Genomic DNA, 20,425 nt, shown 5'->3' with positions numbered 1-20,425 from the left:
TCCTTCAGCGGGAGACGGAAGTCAGGCCCAGGCACGTCGCGGTCAGGCGCGGCGGCGCAGAGGCCGTGAGCTCGGCCAAGAGCGCGCGCAGGCGGGCCGTGTGGGCGCGCTCGACGTCGTCCTCGTCATTGGGGACGAGGCGGTGATCGTCCGGGGCGACCAGCTCGAAGCGGATCTCGTCGATCCGCCGCCGCGCCACGAAGACGGCCGCGATCAGCTCCAGGATCACGCGCTCGGGGCTTTTGCCCGTCGCCGAAAGATCAGGCGAGCCGGCCAGCAGGCTTAAAGTGGCGTCGTTGAGGCGCTGTTCGGCCGCGGCGGCCGCTTCGACAGCCTCTCTCAAGCGAGAGGCCGCGGTCCGCGCCTGCGTATTCTGGGGAATGAGGGGGGTGGGGGCGGGCATCAATGGAAGCCCGGGTCGATTATAGTGACTAAAAAGAGTGGCGCCCCGTCCGGGCGCGCCCTATGACATGGCGGGCCGGCAACCAGACAGCGAGTTGGAGGCGCCGGGATCGGGACTAGAAGCTGCATGGGCCGCTCCAGCGGGAACGCCTCAAGCTACCCACAAAATATGGTATTGGCAAGCCATACGCCCATATTTTTTGGGACTAACGCCGCCGAACCGACCGTGAGCGGTCTTGTCGTTCAAGATACGTTCCGCCAGTCTGACCGGCCTTGAGAGCCGGCAGGGCGGGAGAGGAGGGGAAATGCCAAACGGGTGGACGGAGATGATTGGACTCGGGGAGCGCACGTGGCCGCGGACGTTCGGGATCCCGGCCAAGCGCCTGGCCCTGCAGGTCGCGCAACAGCTGCCGCTCGACCGCAGCGAGGCGTTGCAGGTGCTCTGTGTGGTGCGTCAGTTGGTCTATGAGCGGGACTACGCGCGATGTCCGCACCACCGGCCGGGGCGCGCCCTGCCGCCGCAGGCGGTGGTCACCGTCGAATATAAGCCGGACCCGGATCTCGCCGAGCTGGCCCAGCAGATCATGCCCCAGATGCCCGACGAGCTGGACGAGTCATTGGAAGTGCTGCGGCACGCCCGCGTCATCGTCAACTATCTGACGCGGGATGATATGAAGGCGATCATCCCGCCGTTCGAGACGGGACTGCGCGGGCCGGCGGTGTTGGGACTGGCCGGCGCTTAGGACTCATCCCGCCCGCGGTGGCGCTGACCCGGTCTGACGGTCCACTGCCTCTCCTCACGCGAAGGTGTGAAGCCAGGGGCTACCGCGCGCCGGTCTCACTTGCCGGCGGCGGCCTCAGGTTCGGCTGCCGCGCGGATCTGCTCCAGCAGCTCGGCCGGCATCCGGTAGGGGTGTCCGAGGTAGATCCAGTCGAGCGTGACGCCGAATTCCTTGACCAGCGCAATCGCCGCGTCGATGCCGATGCGGCCTTCCTCTGCTTCAAAATTGCCCCATTGCTTGTAGCCGAGCCCGCACCGGGCGGCGAATTTCTCCTGGCTTAATCCGGTCGTCTTGCGGAGGGCACGAAGGCGGGCCGAAATGGCGCGCACGTCTTCGGGGCGGACGTGCGATTTTCGTCCGGGGCGAGTCTTTTTGGGCGTCTCCATGCCGGGAGTAGTATTCTCTTGGGTGCCGGTTGCGCTACCCAGGGGATTGCTGGCTTGCCCATAGCATAATTTATGGGTATCCTGGCCGGCATGGCCCATTTCACCACCCATCGCGACGTGATCGACGCCCTCGGCGGCGCGGCCCGCGTGGCTGCCCGCTACGGGGGGCAGCCGAACAGCGTCTACGCCTGGCTCGCCCAGGCGGCGTTTCCGGCCAAGACCTACCTGACGATGATCAGGCGACTGCAGCGCGCCGGTCATACCGCACCCCCGGAGCTCTGGAGCTTCGCCGAGGAGATCGGCGGCGCGATCAGCGACCTCGATGCGGCCGCGCCGGTCGCGTCCCGCGCCCCGGCGGAGTGGGTCGCGTGATCGGCCCGGCCATCAGCGCCGATCGGCTGCCGGGCGGCTCGGCCCCGGGTCTTCCTGGTGTGGTCGGTGCGCTCATACCGCACGTCGGCCCCCCTTCTCTGGTCTTTCGTAGTTCTCAGTACCTTCCACCGGCCGCCGTGAAAGTTGGGTTGCAGAGACAACCACAAGTCCCGGTCGGCAATCCCCGATTTAGCTCTCGGCCACGTCGCCCGTCAACTGTGCGACTTGGCCTCGTCCGGCGGCCTTGGCCGCACATGAACATGGAGTTTCACCATGGCAACTCGTATGCGCGAGGATTCTGCCGGAACAATCACCTCGAAAGAGGTCCTTCAGACCCTGTTCTCGCGCGCGGATAGCCATAAAGCGGAGATGGATAACGCGCGCGGCGACTTCGGGGCCTTCATCAAGGACGCTGAGGCAACGCACGGCATCCATCGCAAAGCGTTCAAGCTGGCGCTGTCCTGCCGCCGGATGGAGGCGGAGCAGTTGACGGCGTTCCTGCGCGCCTTCGACCTCTACCGGGATGTTCTCAACTTCGACGCGCAACTGGACATGTTCGCGACGAAGCCCGCCGAGCTGCCGGATCAGCCGGCCGAGGATGCTGGCGCTGCCCAGGCCGCCGCCAACGCCGAGGCGATCCAGAGCGGCATCAAGCGGACCACCCGGAAGTCCGAGAAGACCTTGAACTGAGAGCGAGGCGCGCCCGCCGATGCGCAAGATCCTCGCCCTGGACCTCTCGGTCGCCTCCACCGGCTGGGCTCTCGGATCGCCGGATGGCGATCCGGCCTTCGGCCACTACGCCCTCCCCTCCACGGGCAACGACATCGGAAAATTGCTCGCGGCGTTTCAGGACTGGTTGAGCCTAAAGATCGCGGGCGAGGACATCGCGCTTTGCGTCTTCGAGGCCCCGATCCTGAGCCGGGGTAAGACCCACGTCCTCACCGCCCGCAAGCTGATGGGCCTCGCGGGGGTGACGGAGCTGATCTGCCACCGCGCCGCAATCCGCTGCGTCGAGGAGCACCTGCAGACCAACAAGAAGCGGTTCGCGGGCCATGGCCACGCGGACAAGCACACCATGATGCACGTCGCCCGCCGCTACGGCTGGGACGTGACCCGCGATGACGAGGCGGACGCCCTCGCCCTGTGGGTCGGGGGCGTCTGCACTTACGCCAAGGCCCACGCCGGCCGGTACCTCTCCGGTCCGCTCGGCGCCCGCCCCTTCGCGGGGGTCGCATGAAGACCCGCGACGCCCGCGCCGTGATGGCGAGCCGGCGCGAGCCGCCGACCGCCCTCGACTTTTTCCCGACCCCGCCTTGGGCGACCCGCGCGCTCTGCGAGCTGCTGCGCGAGCGCGGCGTGCCGATCGGCGGCCAGCAGGTCTGGGACCCCGCCTGCGGCGAGGGGCACATGGCCGGGCCGCTCGCCGACTATTTCCGCCACGTCGAGGCCTCCGACGTGTTCGACTACGGCCGCGGGTACCGGGTGACGGACTTCCTTGACCCGGCCGGGCACGCCGACCGCCCGGACTGGATCATCACCAATCCGCCCTTCTCGACCTCGCTCGAGTTCGCCCTGATCGCGCTGCCGCTCGCCCGCGTCGGCGTGGCGCTGCTGGTGCGGACCTCCTGGCTGGAGGGGGGCGAGCGCTACGCGAAGCTGTTCGGGCCGACCCCGCCCTCGCTCGTCGCGCAGTTCTGCGAGCGGGTGCCGATGACGCGCGGCCGCTGGGATCCAGCCGCCACCACCGCGACCAGCTACACCTGGGTGGTGTGGCGGACGATGGCGAACCGCCGCCCCAAGACCGAGTTCACCCACCTGCCCCCCGGCACCCGGGCCCGCTGCGCGCGGCCCGATGACGCCCTTCGCTACGGGGTCCAGGCGGACGCCCCCCTGCTCACGCTGGCGGGGGCCTGAGATGAGTTTCCGGTCCCTGCCCGTGTTTCAGGCCGGCAGCGTCGGGATTTTTTCTCGCGGGGCCGATGCCGTGCGCCTGACCAGCGCGATCGCGGCGGTGCCGGAAGCCCGCCCGGCCGCGGTGGCGCTGGGCGACCCCCTCAACCCGGAGCGGCGCGCCCGCGCCCTGCGCAGCCTGGAGGCCCTGCCGGTCCGCCAGCGGGAGCGCATCCTGGCGGCCTACGACCGGGGGGCCGCATGAGCGCCGCCCGCCGCTTCGGCGCCGCCGCCGCGGCGATCGCCTGGCGCTCGGACGGCGCGAGCCGCGCGGCCGCGGAGGCCGCTGCGGACCTGCTGACCGGCATGGCCGCCGGCCGCGCCTGGGCGCGCTGGCAGAGATCGCCTTCGGACTTCCCGCCCGCCCGCGGCTGGACGATGCGTCCGCGCTGGCGCGGGCCTGGGACGGGGTTCTGGCCACCCGGGCTTGCGGCCCGTGGGTCGAGCCAGATCGCCGACGCCAGCGCGGCCGGGGCCGCCTGGGCGCGATGGCTGGCGCAGGTCGCCAGCCCTGCCTTCACCACCACCACGAGGAGAGCCCAATGAGGCGCAATGGCAATGTCATTCCGTTCCAGGGGGTCGGCGGCCACGACACCCCGGCGCCCCCGCACAGCCTCGAGGTCGAGCAGGCGCTGCTCGGCGCAGTGCTGATCCACAATGACGTGATGGCGGAGGTCACCCCCCTCGTCGCTCCGGATCACTTCTACGAGGCGCTGCACGGCCAGATCTGGCGCGAGATGGCCGCCATGATCGCCCAGGGCCTCGCCTGCACGCCGATCAGCGCCAAGGCGTTCATCGGGGACCGGGACATCGGCGAGGGTATGCGCCTGGGCGATTACCTGCGCCAGCTCGCGGTCACCGCCACCACCACCGTCAACGCCAAGAGCTACGCGACGATCATCCGCGACCTTCACGCCCGGCGGCTGATCATTGAGGCGGCCGAGCAGGCGGCCGATCGCGCTCGCAACGAGGGCGTAGAGACCTCGGCCGATGCAATCGTGGATGGCGTCGAGGCGGCGATGCTCGACTGCCGCGCGGCGGACGGGGTGAGCCATCTGGCTGGCATGTACGGGGTCGATGCCGCGGACTGGCTGATCGAGCGGATCGAGGCCAAGCGCAACGGCACGCTGGCAAACGAGACCATCCCGACCGGGTTCACGCACATCGATGCGCTGACCAAGGGCGGCTACCGGCGCGGCGAGCTGTGGCTGATCGCCGGCCGCCCGGGCATGGGCAAGACGGTGGCGCTGACCTCGTTCAGCCGGCGGGCGGCCCAGAGCGCCGGAACCCTCGTCTATCAGCTGGAGGTGCCGCGCGATCAGCAGGTGGCCCGCTACCTCGCGGACGTCGCGTGGCAGAACCAGGGCGCGCTGGCCTTCGGCGATATCATGGAGGGCACCCGCCTCACCGACGAGGACATGTGGCGGCTGCGCTGGGCCCGCGACCAGCTCCATGGGCTGCCGCTGCGCCTGGAGTGCGAGCCCGGCATCACGCTCGCCAAGATCGTCCACGGCATCCGCGCCGAGAAGCGCCGGCTCGCCCGCAAGGGGATCAGCCTCGGCGTCGTGTTCATCGACTACCTGAAGTACATCAAGGTCCCGGACCGCTACAAGGGCAATCGGAACCTTGAGATCGGCGAGATCTCGGGCGGGCTGAAGACCGCGGCCAAGCAGGAGGACGTCTGCATCGTTCTCCTGACCCAGCTAAACCGGCAGGTCGAGAGCCAAGGGCGCGAGGATCGCCGGCCGTCCCTGGGCGACCTGCGCGACTCCGGCGAGCTGGAGCAGGACGCCGACCGCGTGCTGTTCCTCTACCGGGACGCCTACTACCTCGAAGAGAAGGTCAAGCGCACCGGCGACCCGGATCTGGCCGAGCGGCTCGCACGCCGCCGGAACGTGCTGGAGGTGATCTTCGGCAAGAACCGCGCCGGCCCCCTCACCTCCGCGGAGCTGTTCTGCGACGTGGCGTCGTCACGGCTCGACACCCTGGCCCCGGGAGCCTGACGATGGCCCGCATCCGCACCATTAAGCCGGAATTTTGGAGCAGCGCGCAGGTCATGGATCTGAGCGTCCCGGCGCGCCTCCTCTTTATCGGAATTTGGAATTTTTGCGACGATCACGGCCGCGCGGTTTTTTCGGCGCGCCGATTAAAGGCGCAAATTTTCCCGTCCGACGATTTTACGGCGGCCGACGTTCACGGAATGCTCACTGAATTAATGTCCAGCGGGCTGATAAAAATCTATGTCATTGAGGATAGAGAGTTTTTCGAGGTCACGGGCTGGCATCACCAGCACGTAAATCGGCGCGGAAATCCGATTTTTCCGCTGCCTCCCTGGGCCCTCGAAAAATCCCACTCACTGAATGAAAAGCGAAAGGAAAAGGAAAAGGAAAAGGAGATATTAATAGGCGGCGGCATCGCACCCCCCAAGCGCCCGCGCGGGCGCCCGCGCAAGCACCCGCGCGTGGAGCCCGCCGCCGCGGCCCCGGCCGCCCAGCCTCTGAACGGCGCCCACCACCCCGCGGCGAGCGCGGGACGGGACGAGGAGGCCGTCGCGGCTACCGCGGCCGACCGCCAGCCCGGCCCGACCGTGCCGAGCCATGCCGAGGGGAAGGATTCCGGGCAGGCTCCCGAGCAGCCGGCGCGCCTCGCCATCGAGCACACCCAGGCGTTCTACGACCGGGTGCTGGCCCGGTTGCACGAGGCCATCCCGGGCGCCCCGGTCGATCCGGCGGTCGGCCCAATGGTCCGCCTGCTGGCGCAGGGCATGGACCTCGAAACGGACCTGATCCCCGCCTGCCTCGACGCGCTGGCCGGGAAAAAAATCTACACCTGGGAGATCCTCGCCCAGCGCATCCTCGAGCGCCGCGAGCGCGCCGCCGCGCTGCGGGAGCGCCAGGGCTTGCCCGCCCAGCCCCGGGCGAACCAGGGCCCGAAGCACGAGATCCCGGGCGCCGGCGAGTACAGCGCGGCGTTCCTGCAGGACTGCGTCAAGCGCTGGCGCCAGGATCCGAGCAGCTGGTTCCCGTTCCTCGGCCCCAAGCCCGACGAGCCCGGCTGCCACATCCCCCGCCACCTGATCGAGACCGCCCGCAAGGCCGCCTGACCCGATCCCCGTCACACCAGCCGAGGTGCGCCGATGACCCCCGAACAACGCCGCCGCCGCCGCCGCCGCGAGAAAGCCCGCCGGGAGCGGGCCCGGATCACCGCGGAGGCCGCCCGCCGCAGCCTCCACGCCCAGGGCGAGCAGCGGCGCGAGGCGCTGGCGGCGCTGGCCGCGGATGCGAGATCGCCGGAATCGCCCCGGGAGGGGCGAACGCCGGAGGCGCGGGCGCCGGGGGCAGCCGAAGCCCGGTCCCCCGCTCAGGGCCCGGGAATTCGCCCGGAATCGCCCATCGAGCGGGGGCGGCGCTGGCACGTGATGGTCGCCAAGCCCCGCTTCGCCCGCCGGGCGGCCAAGGATCTCACCAAGGCCGGCATCCCGGCCGTGCTCACCGACGAGCGCGTCGAGCTGGTCGAGGAGAGCGGCCGGCGCCGCATCGTCAAGCGCCCGCTGCTGCGCCGCGTCCTGTTCGTCGGCCTGCCCCGGTGCGCCGCGCCCGAGGTGGTGCACCGCGAGACCTACTTCGTCCGCGACGCGGTGCGCGACGGCTGCGGGCGCGCCATCCAAGTCCCGGCCGACCAGCTGCGCCGGTTCGTCCGCGCCCTGGCCGACACCCTCACCGAGCGCGATCCGAACGCGTTCGAGCCCGGCGACGAGATCCGCATCAAGTCGGGCCCGTTCGCCTCCTTCCACGGCATCATCGAGGACGCAGACTATGCAACGAGGCGACTCAAGGTAGCGGTCGAGATATTCGGGCGCCCATCACCGGTTGGACTCGACTTTTCAGAGGTCGAGCGTGCTTGACTCTCCGGCAATCTGCCCTTTATCCAGACGCCAGGAGCAACCTGCGTGCATAGGCGCTGACGGCTTTAAGCCCGATGCTTGCCCCCCAGGTCCCGGCCCACGTCGCCCCCGCGCGGGGAAAGACGAGGCAAAGGGCGGCTTGTGCCCAAAATCGGCGGACCGATGGACGGCGCTGCCGCCCCCCATTCCGAGACGCAGACCTGATGCGGCGGACTTCGGCGGCCGCAGTGTCAGGTCAGCGGGCGCCGCGTGAGCCGAGTCGGGTCGGCACCGCGGCGCCAACCGATTGTGGGGTGGGTAGCTCAGCTGGATAGAGCGCTGCCCCCGGGCTTGGTCGCCATGCCGGCCCGGTGAGGCAGAGGCGCAGGTTCGAGTCCTGCCCCCTCCTGCCAGTTCGACGCGGTGACACGGTGAAAGGGCCCCGGCCCTGAGATCTGCAGGCCGGAGGACGTGCTCACGCACGGATCGCTTTGCGGGGTTCCGTGCAGGCCCTGCCCGCGTCGAAGACGGTCGGGGTTTTGCGACTCTCCCGCAAAACCCCGACCTGACGAAACCTTCCCGAGCTTGCCGGCCAGCGCCGGCTCCCCCTGCGGCGTAGGGCAGAGGTCAGCCCGCCAGGCTCATACCCTGTGAGGTCAGAGGTTCGAATCCTCTCGCCGCAACCACACCGGCAGCAGTGACCCCGCATGACGATTGGCCTCCTTGCCGTTGCAGTCGTCCTTTTCGTGGCGTCTCTCCCCCTGCTGCCGGTGTGGCCCGATTCCCGTGATGCGGAGCCACCGATGTTCGATCGCCTGCGCGGCGCCTGGAACGTCTTTCGCGGCTGGCGCCAGCTCGGCTCGGGCTATCGCCACAGCCTCAAGGCGGCGATCGGCTTCTACCGGGCGCAGAGGCGCCGCGATCGCCGGCTGCGCCGGACGGTCTACGGCGACCGGGACCCCAGCCCGCGCGACCGCCGCGCGCCGCTCTACGGCGGCCATGCGCTGCCCGACACCACGCTGGCCGCCGCGCATGGCCACGGCCCGGACGCCGGCTGCGATGGCGGGCCGGGCGGCAACTAACCGAGAGTCACGATGGCCCGCCGAGCATTTCTTTCGCCTATCAAAGAGGTCGCGCCGCCCGACGTGGAATTGCGCGATCTCGATGGTCTGGTCCCCTACGAGCGCAACGCCCGCACGCACTCGCGCGCCCAGATCGACAAGCTGAAGACCAGCATCCTGACCTTCGGCTGGACCAACCCGATCCTGGCCGACCGCGATGGCATCGTGGCCGGGCACGCCCGCCAGACCGCCGCCCGCGAGCTGTACGACGAGGGGCACGCGCTCCGATTCCCGAACGGGGCCGCGATCCCGGCCGGGCAGGTGCCGGTGATCGACTGCACCGGCTGGTCCGAGGAGAAGCGCCGGGCCTACATCCTGGCCGACAACCGGCTGGCGCTCGACGCCGACTGGGATCCGGAGCTGCTGAAGGTCGAGTTCGGCGAGCTCTCCGCGGCCGAGTTCGATCCGGCGCTGACCGGCTTCAGCCCCGACGAGATCCACATGCATCTCACCGGCTGGTCGAGCGACCTCGATCTGAGCGCCCGCGACGGCGCGCACACCGACGGCATCCTCGCCAAGATCGTCGTCAAGGTCGATCGCGGCGCCGCGGACCGGGCGACGGCGGCGATCGAGGCCGCGCTGAAGGAAGCCGGCATCGAGTTCGCGCTGTGATCGCGGAGGACGAGTGCCGGCTCAACCTGCTGGTCGCCTACCCCTATCTGTCCGCCCCCGCGATCAAGGTGCTGGAGGAGCGGGCGGCCGATCTCCGGTGGGTGCTCGATAGCGGGGCGTTCACGGCCTGGAAGGCGGGCAAGCCGATCGCGCTGGACGACTACTGCCGGTTTCTGGAGAACCTGCCGGTCCAGCCCTGGCGCTACTTCACCCTCGACGTGATCGGCGACCCGCACGCCTCGCTGAAGAACTACGAGACCATGCTGGCCCGCGGCTTCACCCCGGTGCCGATCTTCACCCGAGGCGAAAGCCTCGACATGCTCGATGAGTACTACAAGACCAGCGATCTGGTCGGCGTCGGCGGGCTGGTCGGCACCACCGGCAACAAGGGCTTCGTCAATGGCGTGATGAAGCGCATCGCCGGGCGAAAAGTTCATCTGCTCGGATTTACGAACCTCGAATACATCTCGGTCTACCGCCCGTACATGTGCGACAGCTCATCCTGGGCGTCGGCCATGCAGTACGCCTCGATCAAGCTCTACGCGCATGGGAAGGTGATCGCGGTGTCCAAGAAGGACTTCGTGAAGCCGCCCTCGCCCAAGATCTTGGCGCTGTTCAACGAGATGGGACTGGAGGCGCGGGCGCTGGCCCGGGCGGACCAGTGGGTCAATACCGGGCGCGGCGAGAACGCGATCGAGCGGGTCGCCTTCCGCTCCTTCACGCGCCACCAGCTGGAGGTCCGCAAGAACCTCGGCACGCACCTGTTCATGGCCGTCGCGAGCGACTGGCAGGCCAAGTGCGCACACGACGCCTTCTGCTTCTGGCGGGGTCAGCGCCCCGCTCTGTGCGCTTGAAGGAGCAAGCCCATGTCTCGTGCCCTCGTGGTCCTCTCCGGCGGTCAGGACAGCACCACCTGCCTGTTCTGGGCGAAGCAGCAGTTCGATGAGGTCCACGCGCTGACCTTCGACTACGGCCAGCGCCACGCCCGCGAGCTGGAGGCGGCCGTCACCGTCGCGAAGATGGCCGGCGTCGCCTCGCACGAGGTCCTGAAGCTCCCCGACCTCCTGCGCTCGACCTCGCCCCTGGTCGATCCGGGCGCCGCGCTGGAGCAGTACGCCTCCTACGAGCAGATGGAGGAGACCATCGGCGACCGGGTCGAACTGACCTTCGTCCCGATGCGCAATGCGCTGTTCCTGACGATCGCCGCGAACCGCGCGGTCGCCCTCGACTGCTTCAATCTCGTGACCGGCGTCTGCCAGCAGGACAACGCCAATTACCCGGACTGCCGCCTCGACTTCGTGCTGGCCCAGCAGGGCACCATCAACCAGGCGCTCGGCGTCGGCCGGTTCCGGATCCACACCCCGCTGATGCACCTGACCAAGGCCGAGACCGTGAAACTGGCGGGGAGCCTGCCGGGCTGCTGGGAGGCGCTGGCCTACAGCCATACCGCCTATGACGGGGCGTACCCGCCCACCGGCCGCGATCACGCCACCCTGCTGCGCGCCGAGGGCTTCCGGCAGGCCGGGCTGCCCGATCCCCTGGTGGTGCGCGCCTACCGCGAGGGCCTGATGCCTCTCCCTGAGACCGACAACTACGACGGCGTGCGGGCCTCGGCGGCGTGATGATCAGCGAGCGGATCCGGGCGCGGCTGCGCGCCGAGGGCGTCCCCTTCGGCGCCAACGACACCATCTGGCCCCACCTCACCGAACTGGAGCGCCAGCTGCTGGAAGACGAGGTTGCCGATCGGGCGGCCGCCCTGCTCGATGCGCTGATCATCGACCGGGAGAACGACCACAACACCGCCGACACACCGCGCCGCCTCGCCAAGATGTTCATGCGCGAGGTCTTCCGTGGGCGGTATGTCGAGGCGCCCTGCGTCACCGATTTCCCGAACGTGCGGAAGGTCGATCAGGTCTACGTCGTCGGGCCGGTCTCGGTCCGCTCGACCTGCTCGCACCACTTCGCGCCGATCCTCGGCAGCGCCTGGGTCGGCGTCATCCCGGGCGAGCGGGTGATCGGCCTCTCGAAGTTCAACCGGCTGGCCGACTGGATTTTTTCGCGCCCGCAGATCCAGGAGGAAGCCGTCGTGCAGCTCGCCGACGCGATGGAGGAGGCGATGCAGCCCCGCGGTCTCGGCGTCATCGTCCGGGCCCGGCACCTGTGCTGCGCGTGGCGCGGCGTGCGCGACCAGACCGAGATGGTGTCGAGCGAGATGCGCGGCCTGTTCCGGACCGAGGCCGCCGCCCGCGGCGAGCTGCTCGCCCTCGTCGGCCAGGGAGTGACCTGCCGGTGACCTACCGCTCGACCAAGACCTACGGCCACGACATCGGCCTGTCCGCCTGCTTCCGGCAGTGGCGGGCCGAGAGCCACTGCGCCCAGCTGCACGGCTACGCCCTGGCGGTCCATCTGGAGTTCGAGGCGGACGAGCTCGACGCGCATGGGTGGGTGATCGACTTCGGCGCCCTCAAGCCGCTCAGGGCGCGGCTGGAGGCGACGTTCGATCACGCCCTGCTGGTGGCCTACGACGACCCGGAACTGCCTCTCCTGCGCGCCTTAAGCGAGCGGGGCGTGGCCCGGGTCGTGGTGGTGCCCCGGACCGGCTGCGAGGCGTTCGCCGAGCAGGTCGCCGACATGGCGACCCATTGGCTGCGCGAGAACGGGCACGGGCCCCGCGTCCGCCTCGCCGAGGTCCACGTCCGCGAGCACGGCGCGAACAGCGCAAAGGTGATCCTCTAGGCCATCGGGTCGGCCAGGAGCACTTCGGCGTCCGAGAACGAGAACCCGGTCGGTCCGCGGTACCGCAGGCCGGCATGGTCCTGAAGCAGCTGGCGCTCGGCATCGCGGGCGAGCGCCCCGGTGTCGAACAGCCGGGACCAGCAGAGCGCCATCCGCTGGCGCTCCGGCAGCTCGTAGCGCTTGAGCGGGTCGCGGTTCGTGACCCCGACCTTGAACAGGGGAATCCCGTCCGGGCTGGCGAACCGGAAGCAGTAGAGCCACGCCGGCAGCAGCGGGCTGTAGCCCTTCCGGTTGCAGTGCCCGCAGCCGTGGCCCTGAAGGAGCCGGGTAGCGGTCGGTCGCCAGACGCCGCCACAGCCTTCGCAGCGGGCCTCGATCCGATCCATCGAGGTTGTGAACCGGCCAAGCAGGGTGATCGTACCCTCGTGGATCTCACGCACCCTGGCCTCGACCTCCTCGTGGGTCATCAGCTTGCCGGCGCAACGCGGGCAGCCGTGGCCGGACCGGAGTACCGCGCCACCGGGGCCCAGCGGTGGTCGCAGACTCGGCAGCGAACGGGCAGGCGGTGCTTGGCGCCGCGGTACTCGCCGACGACCTCGACGGCCCCGCTCAGCGCGGCCTCGATCTCGGCCACGACCTCGGCCGCGGGCAGGCGCCGGGATCGATCGAAACAGGGTTTGCAGTTGGCCCGGCCGTTCAGGAGGTTGCCCGCGTAGGGGCGCCATCGGTGGCCGCAGTCGCGGCACGATACGTCGATGAGGCTATGCAGGCCGCTGTACTGGCCGACCACTTCCACGCGCGGCCCCAGAGCAGACGAGACCCGATCCAAGAACTGCTCGTGTGTTAGAGCGGCCGGCATATGGTGTTCCCGAGATGACCGTATTCGCTGTAAATGAAATATTCGAGACATTCCAGGGGGAAGCGGCGTTTACTGGGACGCCTTCGGTTTTCGTTAGACTACAGGGTTGTCCTGTCGGGTGCGCTTTTTGCGATACGAAGATGACCTGGCACGTCCGGCCCGAGCACGAGATCGAGGTCGGGGCGATGATCGCCAAGACCGAGGACGCCCCCACCTGGGCCCGCCTGCACGACGAGGATCTGGCGATGCTCGTCGGGGAGTTCCGGGCCCGGCACGTCGTCTTCACGGGCGGCGAGCCGGCGCTCTACGACCTGACCGAGGTCTCGCGCCGGCTGATCGACCAGGGCCGCACCGTCCAGCTGGAGACCAGCGGCACGGCGCTGATCCGCATCGACCCGCACGCCTGGGTGACGGTCTCCCCGAAGATCGACATGCCGGGCGGGCTCAAGGTGCTGCCGGCCGCGGTGGCGCGGGCGAACGAGATCAAGATGCCGATCGGCAAGCCCGCCGACATCGAGAAGCTGCAGGCGTTCCTGGCCGAGCACCCGGCGGTCGGCGTCGCCTACACCGGGTCGGGCCCGGCGCTGCTGATCTGGCTCCAGCCGCTCTCTCAAAGCGAAAAGGCGACCGCCCTCTGCATGGAGGCGGCCGCCGCGAATGGATGGCGCCTGAGTCTCCAGACGCACAAGTTCGTGGGGGTGCGGTAGGGGCGCCCGGAGGCGCCCCCGCGGGCTCAGCCCTGGGCCGGGGTCCCGAAGTAGCGGGTCTCGGCGCCCTGCTTCTCCTTGCGCAGCGTGATCCCGGCCTTCTGGCAGGCCTTCATCAGCATCGGCAGGCAGTGCCCCCAGCCGACGTGCGCGCACGCCTCCTTGTGGGTGGCGCCCTCCGGCCGGCACACGAAATCGGCCAGCATCGCCAGCTTCGAGCCGGGCTTCAGCCCGTCCGTGCGGGCCGCGGCGGCCGGCTTGCCCTTGGCCTTCTTGGCCTTGTCGTTGGCGGCCTTCGCGCGGGCGTGGCGGGTCTCGGCCAGCGCGCGGGCCTTGGCCCCCATGCCGGGCTCGTTCTCGATCGCCTCGGCGGCCGGGGCGCGGGTCTTGCGGAGCAGCTCGGCGGCCAGCTCGCTGATTGAGGTCTCGCGGGCCTGATCGGCCTCGGCCGCGGCGACCGCGGCGTCATGCGCGTCCTCGGCGTCGCGCTCGGCGGCCAGCTCGTCCTCGCGATCGGCCTCGGCTGCCTCCTCCTCCGCCAGGACGAAGGCGGCCACGTGGGCGTCGAACTGCGCGGTGCCCTCGATCGCCACCGGGGTGACGAGCGTCTCGACCGCGAAGGCCCGGACGTGGTCGTCGCGCCGCTGGAAGCCCTCGACCGCGGCGGCCTTCGGGAGGTCGGCGCCGGGCGCGAGGTAGCCGACGATATCGAAGGCCGGGGCCTCCTCGGCCTGGAGCTTCACGAGGACCGGGGCGCCGTCCTCGATCTCGACCGTCAGGCCCTTCTCCTCCAGGGCCGCCTGGACCCGCTTCACGCCCGCGGACACCGAGGCGAACCGCTTGGCCGGCTCTCCGGTGATCTCGGCGAACAGGCCCTGAAGTGCAGCGTTGGTCAGGGTCGAGAGGATCTGGGTGTTCATCTGAATTCCTCGTGTCTATCCCGGCTGGGTCCGGAGTAGAGAGCGTCGCCCCGCGGGGCCTGTTCTTTATCGAGACTTTCGTAGTCCGAGGCACCGTCGAAAGACGCCGGGACGTCTACTTTTTTTGGGTGCGGGCGTGAGCAAGCGAACCAAGCCAGATCCGCCGGCCGATCCGGCGGCCGCGGCGCGCAGGCTGGGGCGGCGGCCCTACGAGCCCACGGCGGAAAACCGCAAGATGGTCCAGGCGATGGTGAGCTACGGCATCCGCCAGGAGGAGATCGCCACCGCCCTCGGGATCAGCACCGTCACCCTGCGCAAGCACTTCCGGCGGGAGCTCGACGTCGGCGAGACCCTGGCCAACGCCGCGGTGGCGAACGCGCTGTTCAAGGCGGCCACGGGCGGCGGGCCGCAGAAGGTCACCGCCCAAATCTTCTGGTTGAAGACCCGCGCCAAGTGGAAGGAACCGCCGCGCGAGGTCAGCGGCCCGAACGGGGCCCCGATCACCACCGCCACCATCGACCTGAAGCGACTATCGGATGAGCAGCTTAAGGCCCTCGAAGCTATCTTCGGCGACCTTGCCGGTGGATCCGGCGGCCATGATGGCGGCGCTCCGGGCGGAGAGGGCGAGGCGGGCGCGTGAGGCCGAGGCCGCGCGGATCGCCCACGACGCCGAGCGGATCCGGGCCCGCTGCACCACCTTGCAGGGCTTCGTGCGCGAGGCATGGCATGTGCTGGAGCCCCGCACCTCCTACGTGCACGGCTGGCATATCGACGCGATCTGCGATCACCTCACGGCGGTCACCAGGGGCGATATCAACCGGCTGCTGATCAACGTGCCGCCGGGCTCGTCCAAGAGCCTCCTGGCCTCGGTGCTCTGGCAGGCCTGGGAGTGGGGGCCGGCGGCGCTGCCCTCGCTGCGCTACCTCGCCACCGCGTTCAACGACATCCCGGTGAAGCGGGACACGCGCAAGGTCCGCGACCTGATCCTCTCGGACTGGTATCGGGCGCTCTGGCCCGAGGTGCAGCTGACCCGCGCCGGCGAGACCAGCTTCGCGAACACCCGGACCGGCTCGCGCGAGGGGGTGCCCTTCGGCTCCCTCACCTCGCAGCGCGGCGACCGGCTGATCATTGACGATCCGCACTCGACCAAGACGGCCGAGAGCCCCGCGGAGCGGTCCGCCACCACCCGCCTGTTCCGCGAGGGCGCGGTCAACCGCCTGAACGATCAGGAGCAGAGCGCCATCGTCGTGATCATGCAGCGCCTGCACGAGGACGACATCAGCGGCACCATCCTCAAGCAGAACATGGGCTACGTGCACCTCTGCCTGCCGATGGAATTCGAGGCCGAGCGGCGCTGCGTCACCGCGATCGGGTTCAGGGATCCGCGCCAGCGCGATGGCGAGCTGCTCGATCCGAAACGCTTCCCGCGGACCACCGTCGAGCAGCTGCAGAACGATATGGGCTCCTACGCCTATGCCGGTCAGTACCAGCAGCGCCCGGCCCCGCGCGAGGGCGGCCTGTTCAAGCGGCACTGGTTCGGCCTGGTCAAAGCGCCCCCCGCGGGCTGCGACTGGGTGCGGGGCTGGGACTTGGCCGCCTCCGAGGCTAGAGCGGGGTCCGAGCGGGTTGAAACCGTGGTGATGGCAACGCGTTGGCCGGTCCCCGGGGGGGCGGCTCAACGGAGGTGGCCCATGCCCTCAGCTTTGTCTGTCGACCTGCGCCAGCGCGTCGTCTCGGCCGTTGCAGAAGGCGCCTCCTGCCATCAGGCCGCCGCGCGCTTCGGGGTCAGCGTGGCCAGCGTCAGCCGCTGGTCCAGGCAGCAGGAGGGCCAGGGAGATGTCACGCCCAAGCCCATGGGCGGCGACCAGCGCTCGCAGCGCATCGAGGCTCATGCCGAGCTCATCCTGCAGACCTACCAAGCCCACCCGCAGAGCTTCCTGCATGAGCTCTGCGAGACGCTCCAGGAGCAAGGCGTTCCGGTCAGCCGCAGTAGCCTGTCGCGCTTCTTCGCCCGGCACCGCATCACGCGGAAAAAAGGGCGACGTACGCAGCTGAGCAGGAGCGGGAGGATGTAAAGGCGGCTCGTGAGGCGTGGTTTGCCGGCCAGCTTGAGCTGGATCCGGAGCGACTGGTGTTCCTGGATGAGACCGCCGCCACCACCAGCATGGTCCGCCGCTACGGCTGGGCCCCGCGCGGCGAGCGTTGCCGCCTCGCGGCACCCGCAGGGCACTGGAAAACCACCACTGTGATTGCCGGGCTGCGCACGAGCGGGCCTGACGCGATCGCTCTGCTGGACGGCCCTGTGACGGGCGAACGCTTCCGCGCCTACGTGACCGACACCCTGGTCCCCACCCTGAGACCCGGCGACACCGTGATCCTGGACAATCTGGGCGCTCACAAGGTGGCCGGCGTGCGCGAGGCGATCGCGGCAACCGGGGCCCGGCTGCTTTATCTTCCTCCGTACTCACCTGAGTTCAACCCGATTGAGCAGGCCTTCGCCAAGCTGAAAGCGCTGTTGCGCAGGGCGGCGGCCCGCAGTGTCAGTGAACTCTGGGCGGCGATCCACCAAGCCTTCAAATGCTTCTCGCCGGCTGAGTGCCGCAACTACTTCACAGCTGCTGGATACGAGGATGATGCTTACGCTTCAACCTGATCGGGAGCGGCTCTAAGGGCAGCAGCCAGCCCGCCTACACCGCCGGGGTGAAGCTTGGGCGCGGCCGGGACGGCACGTTCTACATCGCCGACGTGCGCCGCGATCGGGTCTCGGCCGGCAAGCTGGAACGGATGATCGTCAACACCGCCCAGGAGGACGGCGAGGACGTCCGGATCTCGCTGCCCCAGGATCCGGGCGGCGCCGGCAAGTTCCAGGCCCGCTACCTCGTCGGCCAGTTGGCCGGGTTCATCGTCCGAGCGACGCCCGAGACCGGTGACAAGGAAACCCGCGCCCTGCCCGTCTCGGCCCAGGCCGAGGCCGGCAACATCGTGCTCGTCGAGGGGCCCTGGAACGACGCCTTTCTGGACGAGGTGTCGTCCTTCCCCGGTGGCAGCTTCAAGGATCAGGTCGATGCCCTCTCGCGGGCATTCGAGGAGATCACGAAGTCGAGTTACGGGATGATGTCGGTGATCGACTGATGTGGCTAATCGATAGCATCGCCAACTTCATCTCCGGGCTGGGTACGGCCAAGGACAAGACGCTGGGCAATCGCCACGTCTTCGTGCCCCGCTCCCCCGCGGAGATCCAGGCGGCGTATCGGGGCAACTGGATCGCCCGCAAGGTCGTGGACATCGTGCCGTTCGACATGCTGCGCGAGTGGCGCAGCTGGCAGGCGGATCCCAAGCAGGTCGAGGCGATCGAGGCGGCCGAGAAGGCGCTGAGCGTCCAGACCAAGCTGCTCGACGCGCTGCGCCGGGCCCGGCGCGACGGGGGCGCCGCGCTGCTGATCGGGGACGGGGCGGCCGATCCGAGCCAGCCGCTAATGCCCGAGCGCCTACGCCGGGGCGGCATCCGCTGGATCCATGTCCTCGGCCGCTGCGAGATCACCGCCGGCCGGATCGATATGAACCCCGAGTCGCCCTGGTTCGGGGAGCCGGTCGAGTGGACGTTGAGCGGCACCACGGGCGGCGTGCAGCGGATCCACCCCTCGCGGGTCGTCCGGCTGGTCGGGGCGCCGCTGCTGGAGGCGAACGCGCAGGCCTCCGAGCAGGGCTGGGGCGATAGCGTGCTCCAGGCGGTATTCGATGCGCTCGATCAGGCCACCTCTTCGGCCGCCTACGTCAACGCCCTGCTGCCCGAGGCCAAGCAGGACATCATCAGCGTGCCCGGCCTCTCCCGCCAGCTCGCCACGAGCGCGGGGACCACGGCGCTCACCAAGCGGTTCGAGTACGCCGCCCAGATGAAGTCGATGTTCGGGCTGCTGCTGCTGGAGGGCGACGGCAAGAGCCCGGACGGCGAGGTCTTCGAGCAGAAGCAGATCAACTTCGCCGGCCTGCCCGACGTGGTCCGCCTGTTCCTGATGGTCGCCTCGGCGGCCGCCGACATCCCGGCGACCCGGCTGCTCGGCCAGTCACCGCAGGGCATGAACGCCACCGGTGACAGCGACACCCGCAACTACTACGACCGCTGCGCCGCGGAGCAGAAGGTCGTCCTGACCCCGGCGATCGCCCGCCTCGACGAGCTGCTGATCCGGCACGCCCTCGGCGATCGCCCGGCCGAGGTCTGGTACGAGTGGCGCCCGCTCTACCAGCCGACCCAGAAGGAGAAGGCCGACGCCTTCAAGGCGGTGGCGGACGCGGTCAATGTGCTGGCGAACGCCGCCGTCATCCCCGACGAGATCCTGGCCAAGGGCGTCAAGGGCTTCGTGACCGACAGCGGCCTGCTGCCGGGCATCGACGCGGCCTATGACGAGCACGGCGATGCGCCGCTGACCGAGGATGATCCGCAGGCCGATCAGTTCGGGCCGGACGGCCAGCCGGCCGAGGGCTTCACCGGCACCGGCACTGTGGTGCCCTTCCCGGCCCGCCAGATCGCGGACGCCACCCCGCGCACCCTCTACGTCAGCCGCAAGCTCATGAACGGCGACGACCTGCTGGCCTGGGCGCGCAGCCAGGGGTTTTCGGACCTGATGCCGGCGCGCGAGCTGCACGTCACCCTCGCCTACAGCCGTCAGCCCCTCGACTGGATGAAGGTCGGCCAGACCTGGCAGGGCGAGCAGCTGAAGATCGACGCTGGCGGCCCGCGGATGGTCGAGCGCTTCGGCGAGGCGGTGGTCCTGCTGTTCGCCTCCTCCGACCTCCGGTGGCGCTGGCAGGAGATCATCGACGCGGGTGCCTCGTGGGATCATCCGGAATACCAGCCCCACGTCACCTTCTCGTGGAATGCCGGCGATATCGACCTATCCAAGGTCCAGCCCTACAACGGCCCGCTCGTCTTCGGCCCCGAGATCTTCGAGCCGGTCGATGAGAACTGGCGGGCCAAGCTGCAGGCCGCCGAGTGAGCGACTGGATCTGGCTCGGCGTCTCCCTGGTCTGGCTCGGCACCCTGATCTGGTCCGGCCAGATGCGCTACCGACACGGCATCTGGGATGACGCCTTCAACCAGTCCCTGCCCCACGTCCAGCGCGCGATGCTCGCGTACGACGACGAGCGCGCGATGCAGATCCTCGAAGATAACGGGATCCCGCTCGCCATCGGCGATGCCGATCCGCTGCGCCGCGATCACGATCGGAGGTGAGCGGTGATCTGGCTCGGCATCGTCTGGCTCGCCTGCCTCGCATGGCTGCTCCACGAGGCCGAGCGCGCCCCGGAACTGCCCTGGCACGACTGACGGAGGGCCTTGTGACCCAGCCCGCTTGCAGCCGCCGGAGCGCCCTCGTCGGCCTCCCCGCCCCGCGCCACTGCACGATCTGCGGGCTCGGCCCGTGCCGCTATCCGGAGACCCCCATGGCCACCGTCGAGAGCACGTCGGACGAGCGCACCGCGAACAATGGCGTGCGCCACCAGTCCCGGCTCCTGACCGAGGACGAGAAGGCCCTCGTGACCCGGATCAAGGACGCCGGCGCGACCTTCATCCAGCTGATCCACGAGATCGCCGAAGTGCCGCCGAGCGTCGAGAAGCTCGATGACCGCGACCTTGAGCTGGCCCGGACCCACGTCGAGGACGCGGTGATGCGGGCGGTTCGCGCCGTGACGGCCTGAT

Annotated in this window: 28 protein-coding genes and 2 tRNA genes; 25 read left to right on the top strand and 5 right to left on the bottom strand. The window is 69.5% G+C overall.

The features are described 5' to 3' along the window. Positions 1–4: 4 nt before the first annotated feature. Positions 5–403, bottom strand: coding sequence for a hypothetical protein (locus MNOD_RS29695; RefSeq protein ID WP_015932666.1), 399 nt, complete (start codon positions 401–403; stop codon positions 5–7). Between the two features lie 325 nt (positions 404–728). Between MNOD_RS29695 and MNOD_RS29690 the strand changes: the two genes are divergently transcribed. After that, positions 729–1,145 carry a hypothetical protein gene (locus tag MNOD_RS29690; RefSeq protein WP_157091591.1) on the top strand — a complete coding sequence of 139 codons (417 nt, stop codon included), beginning with the start codon at positions 729–731 and terminating at the stop codon, positions 1,143–1,145. A gap of 95 nt (positions 1,146–1,240) precedes the next feature. Here the strand turns inward: MNOD_RS29690 and MNOD_RS48355 are convergent, their stop codons facing one another. Next, the gene (locus tag MNOD_RS48355; RefSeq protein ID WP_015932664.1) at positions 1,241–1,570 is read right to left on the bottom strand and encodes a helix-turn-helix domain-containing protein; all 330 of its coding nucleotides are present in this window, start codon (positions 1,568–1,570) and stop codon (positions 1,241–1,243) included. A 72-nt stretch (positions 1,571–1,642) separates the two neighbouring features. Here MNOD_RS48355 and MNOD_RS48350 point away from each other — a divergent pair, with 72 nt between their 5' ends. The 17 genes from MNOD_RS48350 (at position 1,643) to MNOD_RS29600 (ending at position 12,244) form a co-directional block, all read left to right on the top strand. Then, positions 1,643–1,942, top strand: a complete 300-nt coding sequence (locus MNOD_RS48350; RefSeq protein WP_015932663.1) for a hypothetical protein — start codon at positions 1,643–1,645, stop codon at positions 1,940–1,942. 273 nt (positions 1,943–2,215) lie between these two features. Beyond that, positions 2,216–2,632, top strand: a complete 417-nt coding sequence (locus MNOD_RS29675; protein WP_015932662.1) for a hypothetical protein — start codon at positions 2,216–2,218, stop codon at positions 2,630–2,632. 19 nt (positions 2,633–2,651) lie between these two features. Beyond that, entirely contained in the window at positions 2,652–3,179 is a 528-nt protein-coding gene (locus MNOD_RS29670; protein WP_015932661.1) for a hypothetical protein, read from the top strand. Next, on the top strand, positions 3,176–3,856 hold the full coding sequence (locus tag MNOD_RS29665; protein WP_015932660.1) for a type I restriction-modification system subunit M: 681 nt from the start codon (positions 3,176–3,178) through the stop codon (positions 3,854–3,856). The genes MNOD_RS29670 and MNOD_RS29665 overlap by 4 nt, the downstream gene beginning before the upstream one ends. Before the next feature lies 1 nt (position 3,857). Then, a complete protein-coding gene (locus MNOD_RS29660) occupies positions 3,858–4,097 on the top strand; it encodes a hypothetical protein (RefSeq protein ID WP_015932659.1) in 240 nt (79 codons plus the stop codon). Further along, a complete protein-coding gene (locus MNOD_RS29655; RefSeq protein ID WP_015932658.1) occupies positions 4,094–4,438 on the top strand; it encodes a hypothetical protein in 345 nt (114 codons plus the stop codon). Before MNOD_RS29660 ends, MNOD_RS29655 begins: the two co-directional genes overlap by 4 nt. Further along, positions 4,435–5,895 (top strand): replicative DNA helicase, encoded by a 1,461-nt coding sequence (locus MNOD_RS29650; protein WP_015932657.1) that lies wholly within the window; start codon positions 4,435–4,437, stop codon positions 5,893–5,895. The genes MNOD_RS29655 and MNOD_RS29650 overlap by 4 nt, the downstream gene beginning before the upstream one ends. A 2-nt stretch (positions 5,896–5,897) precedes the next feature. After that, positions 5,898–6,995 carry a hypothetical protein gene (locus MNOD_RS29645; protein ID WP_015932656.1) on the top strand — a complete coding sequence of 366 codons (1,098 nt, stop codon included), beginning with the start codon at positions 5,898–5,900 and terminating at the stop codon, positions 6,993–6,995. A 33-nt stretch (positions 6,996–7,028) separates the two neighbouring features. Continuing rightward, the gene (nusG, locus tag MNOD_RS41835; RefSeq protein ID WP_015932655.1) at positions 7,029–7,796 is read left to right on the top strand and encodes a transcription termination/antitermination protein NusG; all 768 of its coding nucleotides are present in this window, start codon (positions 7,029–7,031) and stop codon (positions 7,794–7,796) included. Positions 7,797–8,087: 291 nt separating this feature from the next. Continuing rightward, a tRNA-OTHER gene (locus MNOD_RS29635) sits at positions 8,088–8,184 on the top strand. 200 nt (positions 8,185–8,384) lie between these two features. Further along, positions 8,385–8,461 (top strand) — tRNA-Met (locus tag MNOD_RS29630). A gap of 117 nt (positions 8,462–8,578) precedes the next feature. Beyond that, the gene (locus tag MNOD_RS29625) at positions 8,579–8,857 is read left to right on the top strand and encodes a hypothetical protein (protein ID WP_015932654.1); all 279 of its coding nucleotides are present in this window, start codon (positions 8,579–8,581) and stop codon (positions 8,855–8,857) included. A gap of 12 nt (positions 8,858–8,869) precedes the next feature. Then, positions 8,870–9,508, top strand: a complete 639-nt coding sequence (locus MNOD_RS29620) for a ParB/Srx family N-terminal domain-containing protein (RefSeq protein ID WP_015932653.1) — start codon at positions 8,870–8,872, stop codon at positions 9,506–9,508. Further along, positions 9,505–10,362, top strand: coding sequence for a hypothetical protein (locus MNOD_RS29615; RefSeq protein WP_015932652.1), 858 nt, complete (start codon positions 9,505–9,507; stop codon positions 10,360–10,362). The genes MNOD_RS29620 and MNOD_RS29615 overlap by 4 nt, the downstream gene beginning before the upstream one ends. 12 nt (positions 10,363–10,374) lie before the next feature. Further along, positions 10,375–11,130 (top strand): 7-cyano-7-deazaguanine synthase QueC, encoded by a 756-nt coding sequence (queC, locus tag MNOD_RS29610; protein WP_015932651.1) that lies wholly within the window; start codon positions 10,375–10,377, stop codon positions 11,128–11,130. Next, a complete protein-coding gene (folE, locus tag MNOD_RS29605) occupies positions 11,130–11,801 on the top strand; it encodes a GTP cyclohydrolase I (protein ID WP_015932650.1) in 672 nt (223 codons plus the stop codon). Before queC ends, folE begins: the two co-directional genes overlap by 1 nt. Then, complete coding sequence (locus MNOD_RS29600; RefSeq protein ID WP_015932649.1) at positions 11,798–12,244, top strand: 6-pyruvoyl trahydropterin synthase family protein; 447 nt, start codon at positions 11,798–11,800, stop codon at positions 12,242–12,244. The genes folE and MNOD_RS29600 overlap by 4 nt, the downstream gene beginning before the upstream one ends. Here the strand turns inward: MNOD_RS29600 and MNOD_RS29595 are convergent. Further along, the gene (locus MNOD_RS29595; protein ID WP_015932648.1) at positions 12,241–12,711 is read right to left on the bottom strand and encodes a hypothetical protein; all 471 of its coding nucleotides are present in this window, start codon (positions 12,709–12,711) and stop codon (positions 12,241–12,243) included. The genes MNOD_RS29600 and MNOD_RS29595 overlap by 4 nt on opposite strands. Further along, positions 12,711–13,073 (bottom strand): hypothetical protein, encoded by a 363-nt coding sequence (locus tag MNOD_RS29590; protein WP_157091590.1) that lies wholly within the window; start codon positions 13,071–13,073, stop codon positions 12,711–12,713. Before MNOD_RS29590 ends, MNOD_RS29595 begins: the two co-directional genes overlap by 1 nt. Positions 13,074–13,117: 44 nt before the next feature. Here MNOD_RS29590 and queE point away from each other — a divergent pair, with 44 nt between their 5' ends. Then, positions 13,118–13,810: a 7-carboxy-7-deazaguanine synthase QueE gene (queE, locus tag MNOD_RS29585; protein ID WP_015932646.1), complete on the top strand. Its 693-nt coding sequence runs from the start codon at positions 13,118–13,120 to the stop codon at positions 13,808–13,810. A gap of 26 nt (positions 13,811–13,836) precedes the next feature. Here queE and MNOD_RS41830 read toward each other — a convergent pair whose 3' ends face one another. Beyond that, positions 13,837–14,730, bottom strand: coding sequence for a hypothetical protein (locus MNOD_RS41830; RefSeq protein WP_015932645.1), 894 nt, complete (start codon positions 14,728–14,730; stop codon positions 13,837–13,839). A 136-nt stretch (positions 14,731–14,866) separates the two neighbouring features. Between MNOD_RS41830 and MNOD_RS42435 the strand changes: the two genes are divergently transcribed. The 6 genes from MNOD_RS42435 to MNOD_RS29545 all read left to right on the top strand — a co-directional run bounded on the left by MNOD_RS42435 (position 14,867) and on the right by MNOD_RS29545 (position 20,424). Continuing rightward, complete coding sequence (locus tag MNOD_RS42435) at positions 14,867–15,370, top strand: hypothetical protein (protein ID WP_244424588.1); 504 nt, start codon at positions 14,867–14,869, stop codon at positions 15,368–15,370. Positions 15,371–16,421: 1,051 nt separating this feature from the next. Further along, positions 16,422–17,383 (top strand): IS630-like element ISMno11 family transposase gene (locus MNOD_RS44210; protein ID WP_076611772.1). Its coding sequence is split into 2 segments (ribosomal slippage): positions 16,422–16,761 and positions 16,761–17,383, totalling 963 coding nucleotides; the frame shifts between segments, so codons are not numbered across the junction. Between the two features lie 47 nt (positions 17,384–17,430). Then, positions 17,431–17,862, top strand: coding sequence for a phage terminase large subunit (gene terL / locus MNOD_RS29560; protein ID WP_050783425.1), 432 nt, complete (start codon positions 17,431–17,433; stop codon positions 17,860–17,862). Beyond that, positions 17,862–19,724, top strand: a complete 1,863-nt coding sequence (locus tag MNOD_RS29555; RefSeq protein WP_015932642.1) for a phage portal protein — start codon at positions 17,862–17,864, stop codon at positions 19,722–19,724. Before terL ends, MNOD_RS29555 begins: the two co-directional genes overlap by 1 nt. After that, positions 19,721–19,960 (top strand): hypothetical protein, encoded by a 240-nt coding sequence (locus tag MNOD_RS29550; protein ID WP_015932641.1) that lies wholly within the window; start codon positions 19,721–19,723, stop codon positions 19,958–19,960. The genes MNOD_RS29555 and MNOD_RS29550 overlap by 4 nt, the downstream gene beginning before the upstream one ends. 104 nt (positions 19,961–20,064) lie before the next feature. Continuing rightward, a complete protein-coding gene (locus MNOD_RS29545) occupies positions 20,065–20,424 on the top strand; it encodes an Acb2/Tad1 domain-containing protein (RefSeq protein ID WP_015932640.1) in 360 nt (119 codons plus the stop codon). The last annotated feature ends 1 nt before the right edge of the window (position 20,425 follow it).

The sequence above is a fragment of the Methylobacterium nodulans ORS 2060 genome, assembly GCF_000022085.1.
GTDB lineage: Bacteria > Pseudomonadota > Alphaproteobacteria > Rhizobiales > Beijerinckiaceae > Methylobacterium > Methylobacterium nodulans.
Note: the sequence above shows the minus strand (reverse complement) of the source record. Positions and strands in the feature narration are given on the sequence as shown.

Excerpts from the sequence above, each read along its gene's own strand:
- MNOD_RS29695 (WP_015932666.1), bottom strand. The coding sequence starts at position 403 with ATGCCCGCCCCCACCCCCCTCATTCCCCAGAATACGCAGGCGCGGACC.
- MNOD_RS29690 (WP_157091591.1), top strand. The coding sequence starts at position 729 with ATGATTGGACTCGGGGAGCGCACGTGGCCGCGGACGTTCGGGATCCCG.
- MNOD_RS48355 (WP_015932664.1), bottom strand. The coding sequence starts at position 1,570 with ATGGAGACGCCCAAAAAGACTCGCCCCGGACGAAAATCGCACGTCCGC.
- MNOD_RS48350 (WP_015932663.1), top strand. The coding sequence starts at position 1,643 with ATGGGTATCCTGGCCGGCATGGCCCATTTCACCACCCATCGCGACGTG.
- MNOD_RS29675 (WP_015932662.1), top strand. The coding sequence starts at position 2,216 with ATGGCAACTCGTATGCGCGAGGATTCTGCCGGAACAATCACCTCGAAA.
- MNOD_RS29670 (WP_015932661.1), top strand. The coding sequence starts at position 2,652 with ATGCGCAAGATCCTCGCCCTGGACCTCTCGGTCGCCTCCACCGGCTGG.
- MNOD_RS29665 (WP_015932660.1), top strand. The coding sequence starts at position 3,176 with ATGAAGACCCGCGACGCCCGCGCCGTGATGGCGAGCCGGCGCGAGCCG.
- MNOD_RS29660 (WP_015932659.1), top strand. The coding sequence starts at position 3,858 with ATGAGTTTCCGGTCCCTGCCCGTGTTTCAGGCCGGCAGCGTCGGGATT.
- MNOD_RS29655 (WP_015932658.1), top strand. The coding sequence starts at position 4,094 with ATGAGCGCCGCCCGCCGCTTCGGCGCCGCCGCCGCGGCGATCGCCTGG.
- MNOD_RS29650 (WP_015932657.1), top strand. The coding sequence starts at position 4,435 with ATGAGGCGCAATGGCAATGTCATTCCGTTCCAGGGGGTCGGCGGCCAC.
- MNOD_RS29645 (WP_015932656.1), top strand. The coding sequence starts at position 5,898 with ATGGCCCGCATCCGCACCATTAAGCCGGAATTTTGGAGCAGCGCGCAG.
- nusG (WP_015932655.1), top strand. The coding sequence starts at position 7,029 with ATGACCCCCGAACAACGCCGCCGCCGCCGCCGCCGCGAGAAAGCCCGC.
- MNOD_RS29625 (WP_015932654.1), top strand. The coding sequence starts at position 8,579 with ATGTTCGATCGCCTGCGCGGCGCCTGGAACGTCTTTCGCGGCTGGCGC.
- MNOD_RS29620 (WP_015932653.1), top strand. The coding sequence starts at position 8,870 with ATGGCCCGCCGAGCATTTCTTTCGCCTATCAAAGAGGTCGCGCCGCCC.
- queC (WP_015932651.1), top strand. The coding sequence starts at position 10,375 with ATGTCTCGTGCCCTCGTGGTCCTCTCCGGCGGTCAGGACAGCACCACC.
- folE (WP_015932650.1), top strand. The coding sequence starts at position 11,130 with ATGATCAGCGAGCGGATCCGGGCGCGGCTGCGCGCCGAGGGCGTCCCC.
- MNOD_RS29595 (WP_015932648.1), bottom strand. The coding sequence starts at position 12,711 with ATGACCCACGAGGAGGTCGAGGCCAGGGTGCGTGAGATCCACGAGGGT.
- queE (WP_015932646.1), top strand. The coding sequence starts at position 13,118 with ATGACCGTATTCGCTGTAAATGAAATATTCGAGACATTCCAGGGGGAA.
- MNOD_RS41830 (WP_015932645.1), bottom strand. The coding sequence starts at position 14,730 with ATGAACACCCAGATCCTCTCGACCCTGACCAACGCTGCACTTCAGGGC.
- MNOD_RS29555 (WP_015932642.1), top strand. The coding sequence starts at position 17,862 with ATGTGGCTAATCGATAGCATCGCCAACTTCATCTCCGGGCTGGGTACG.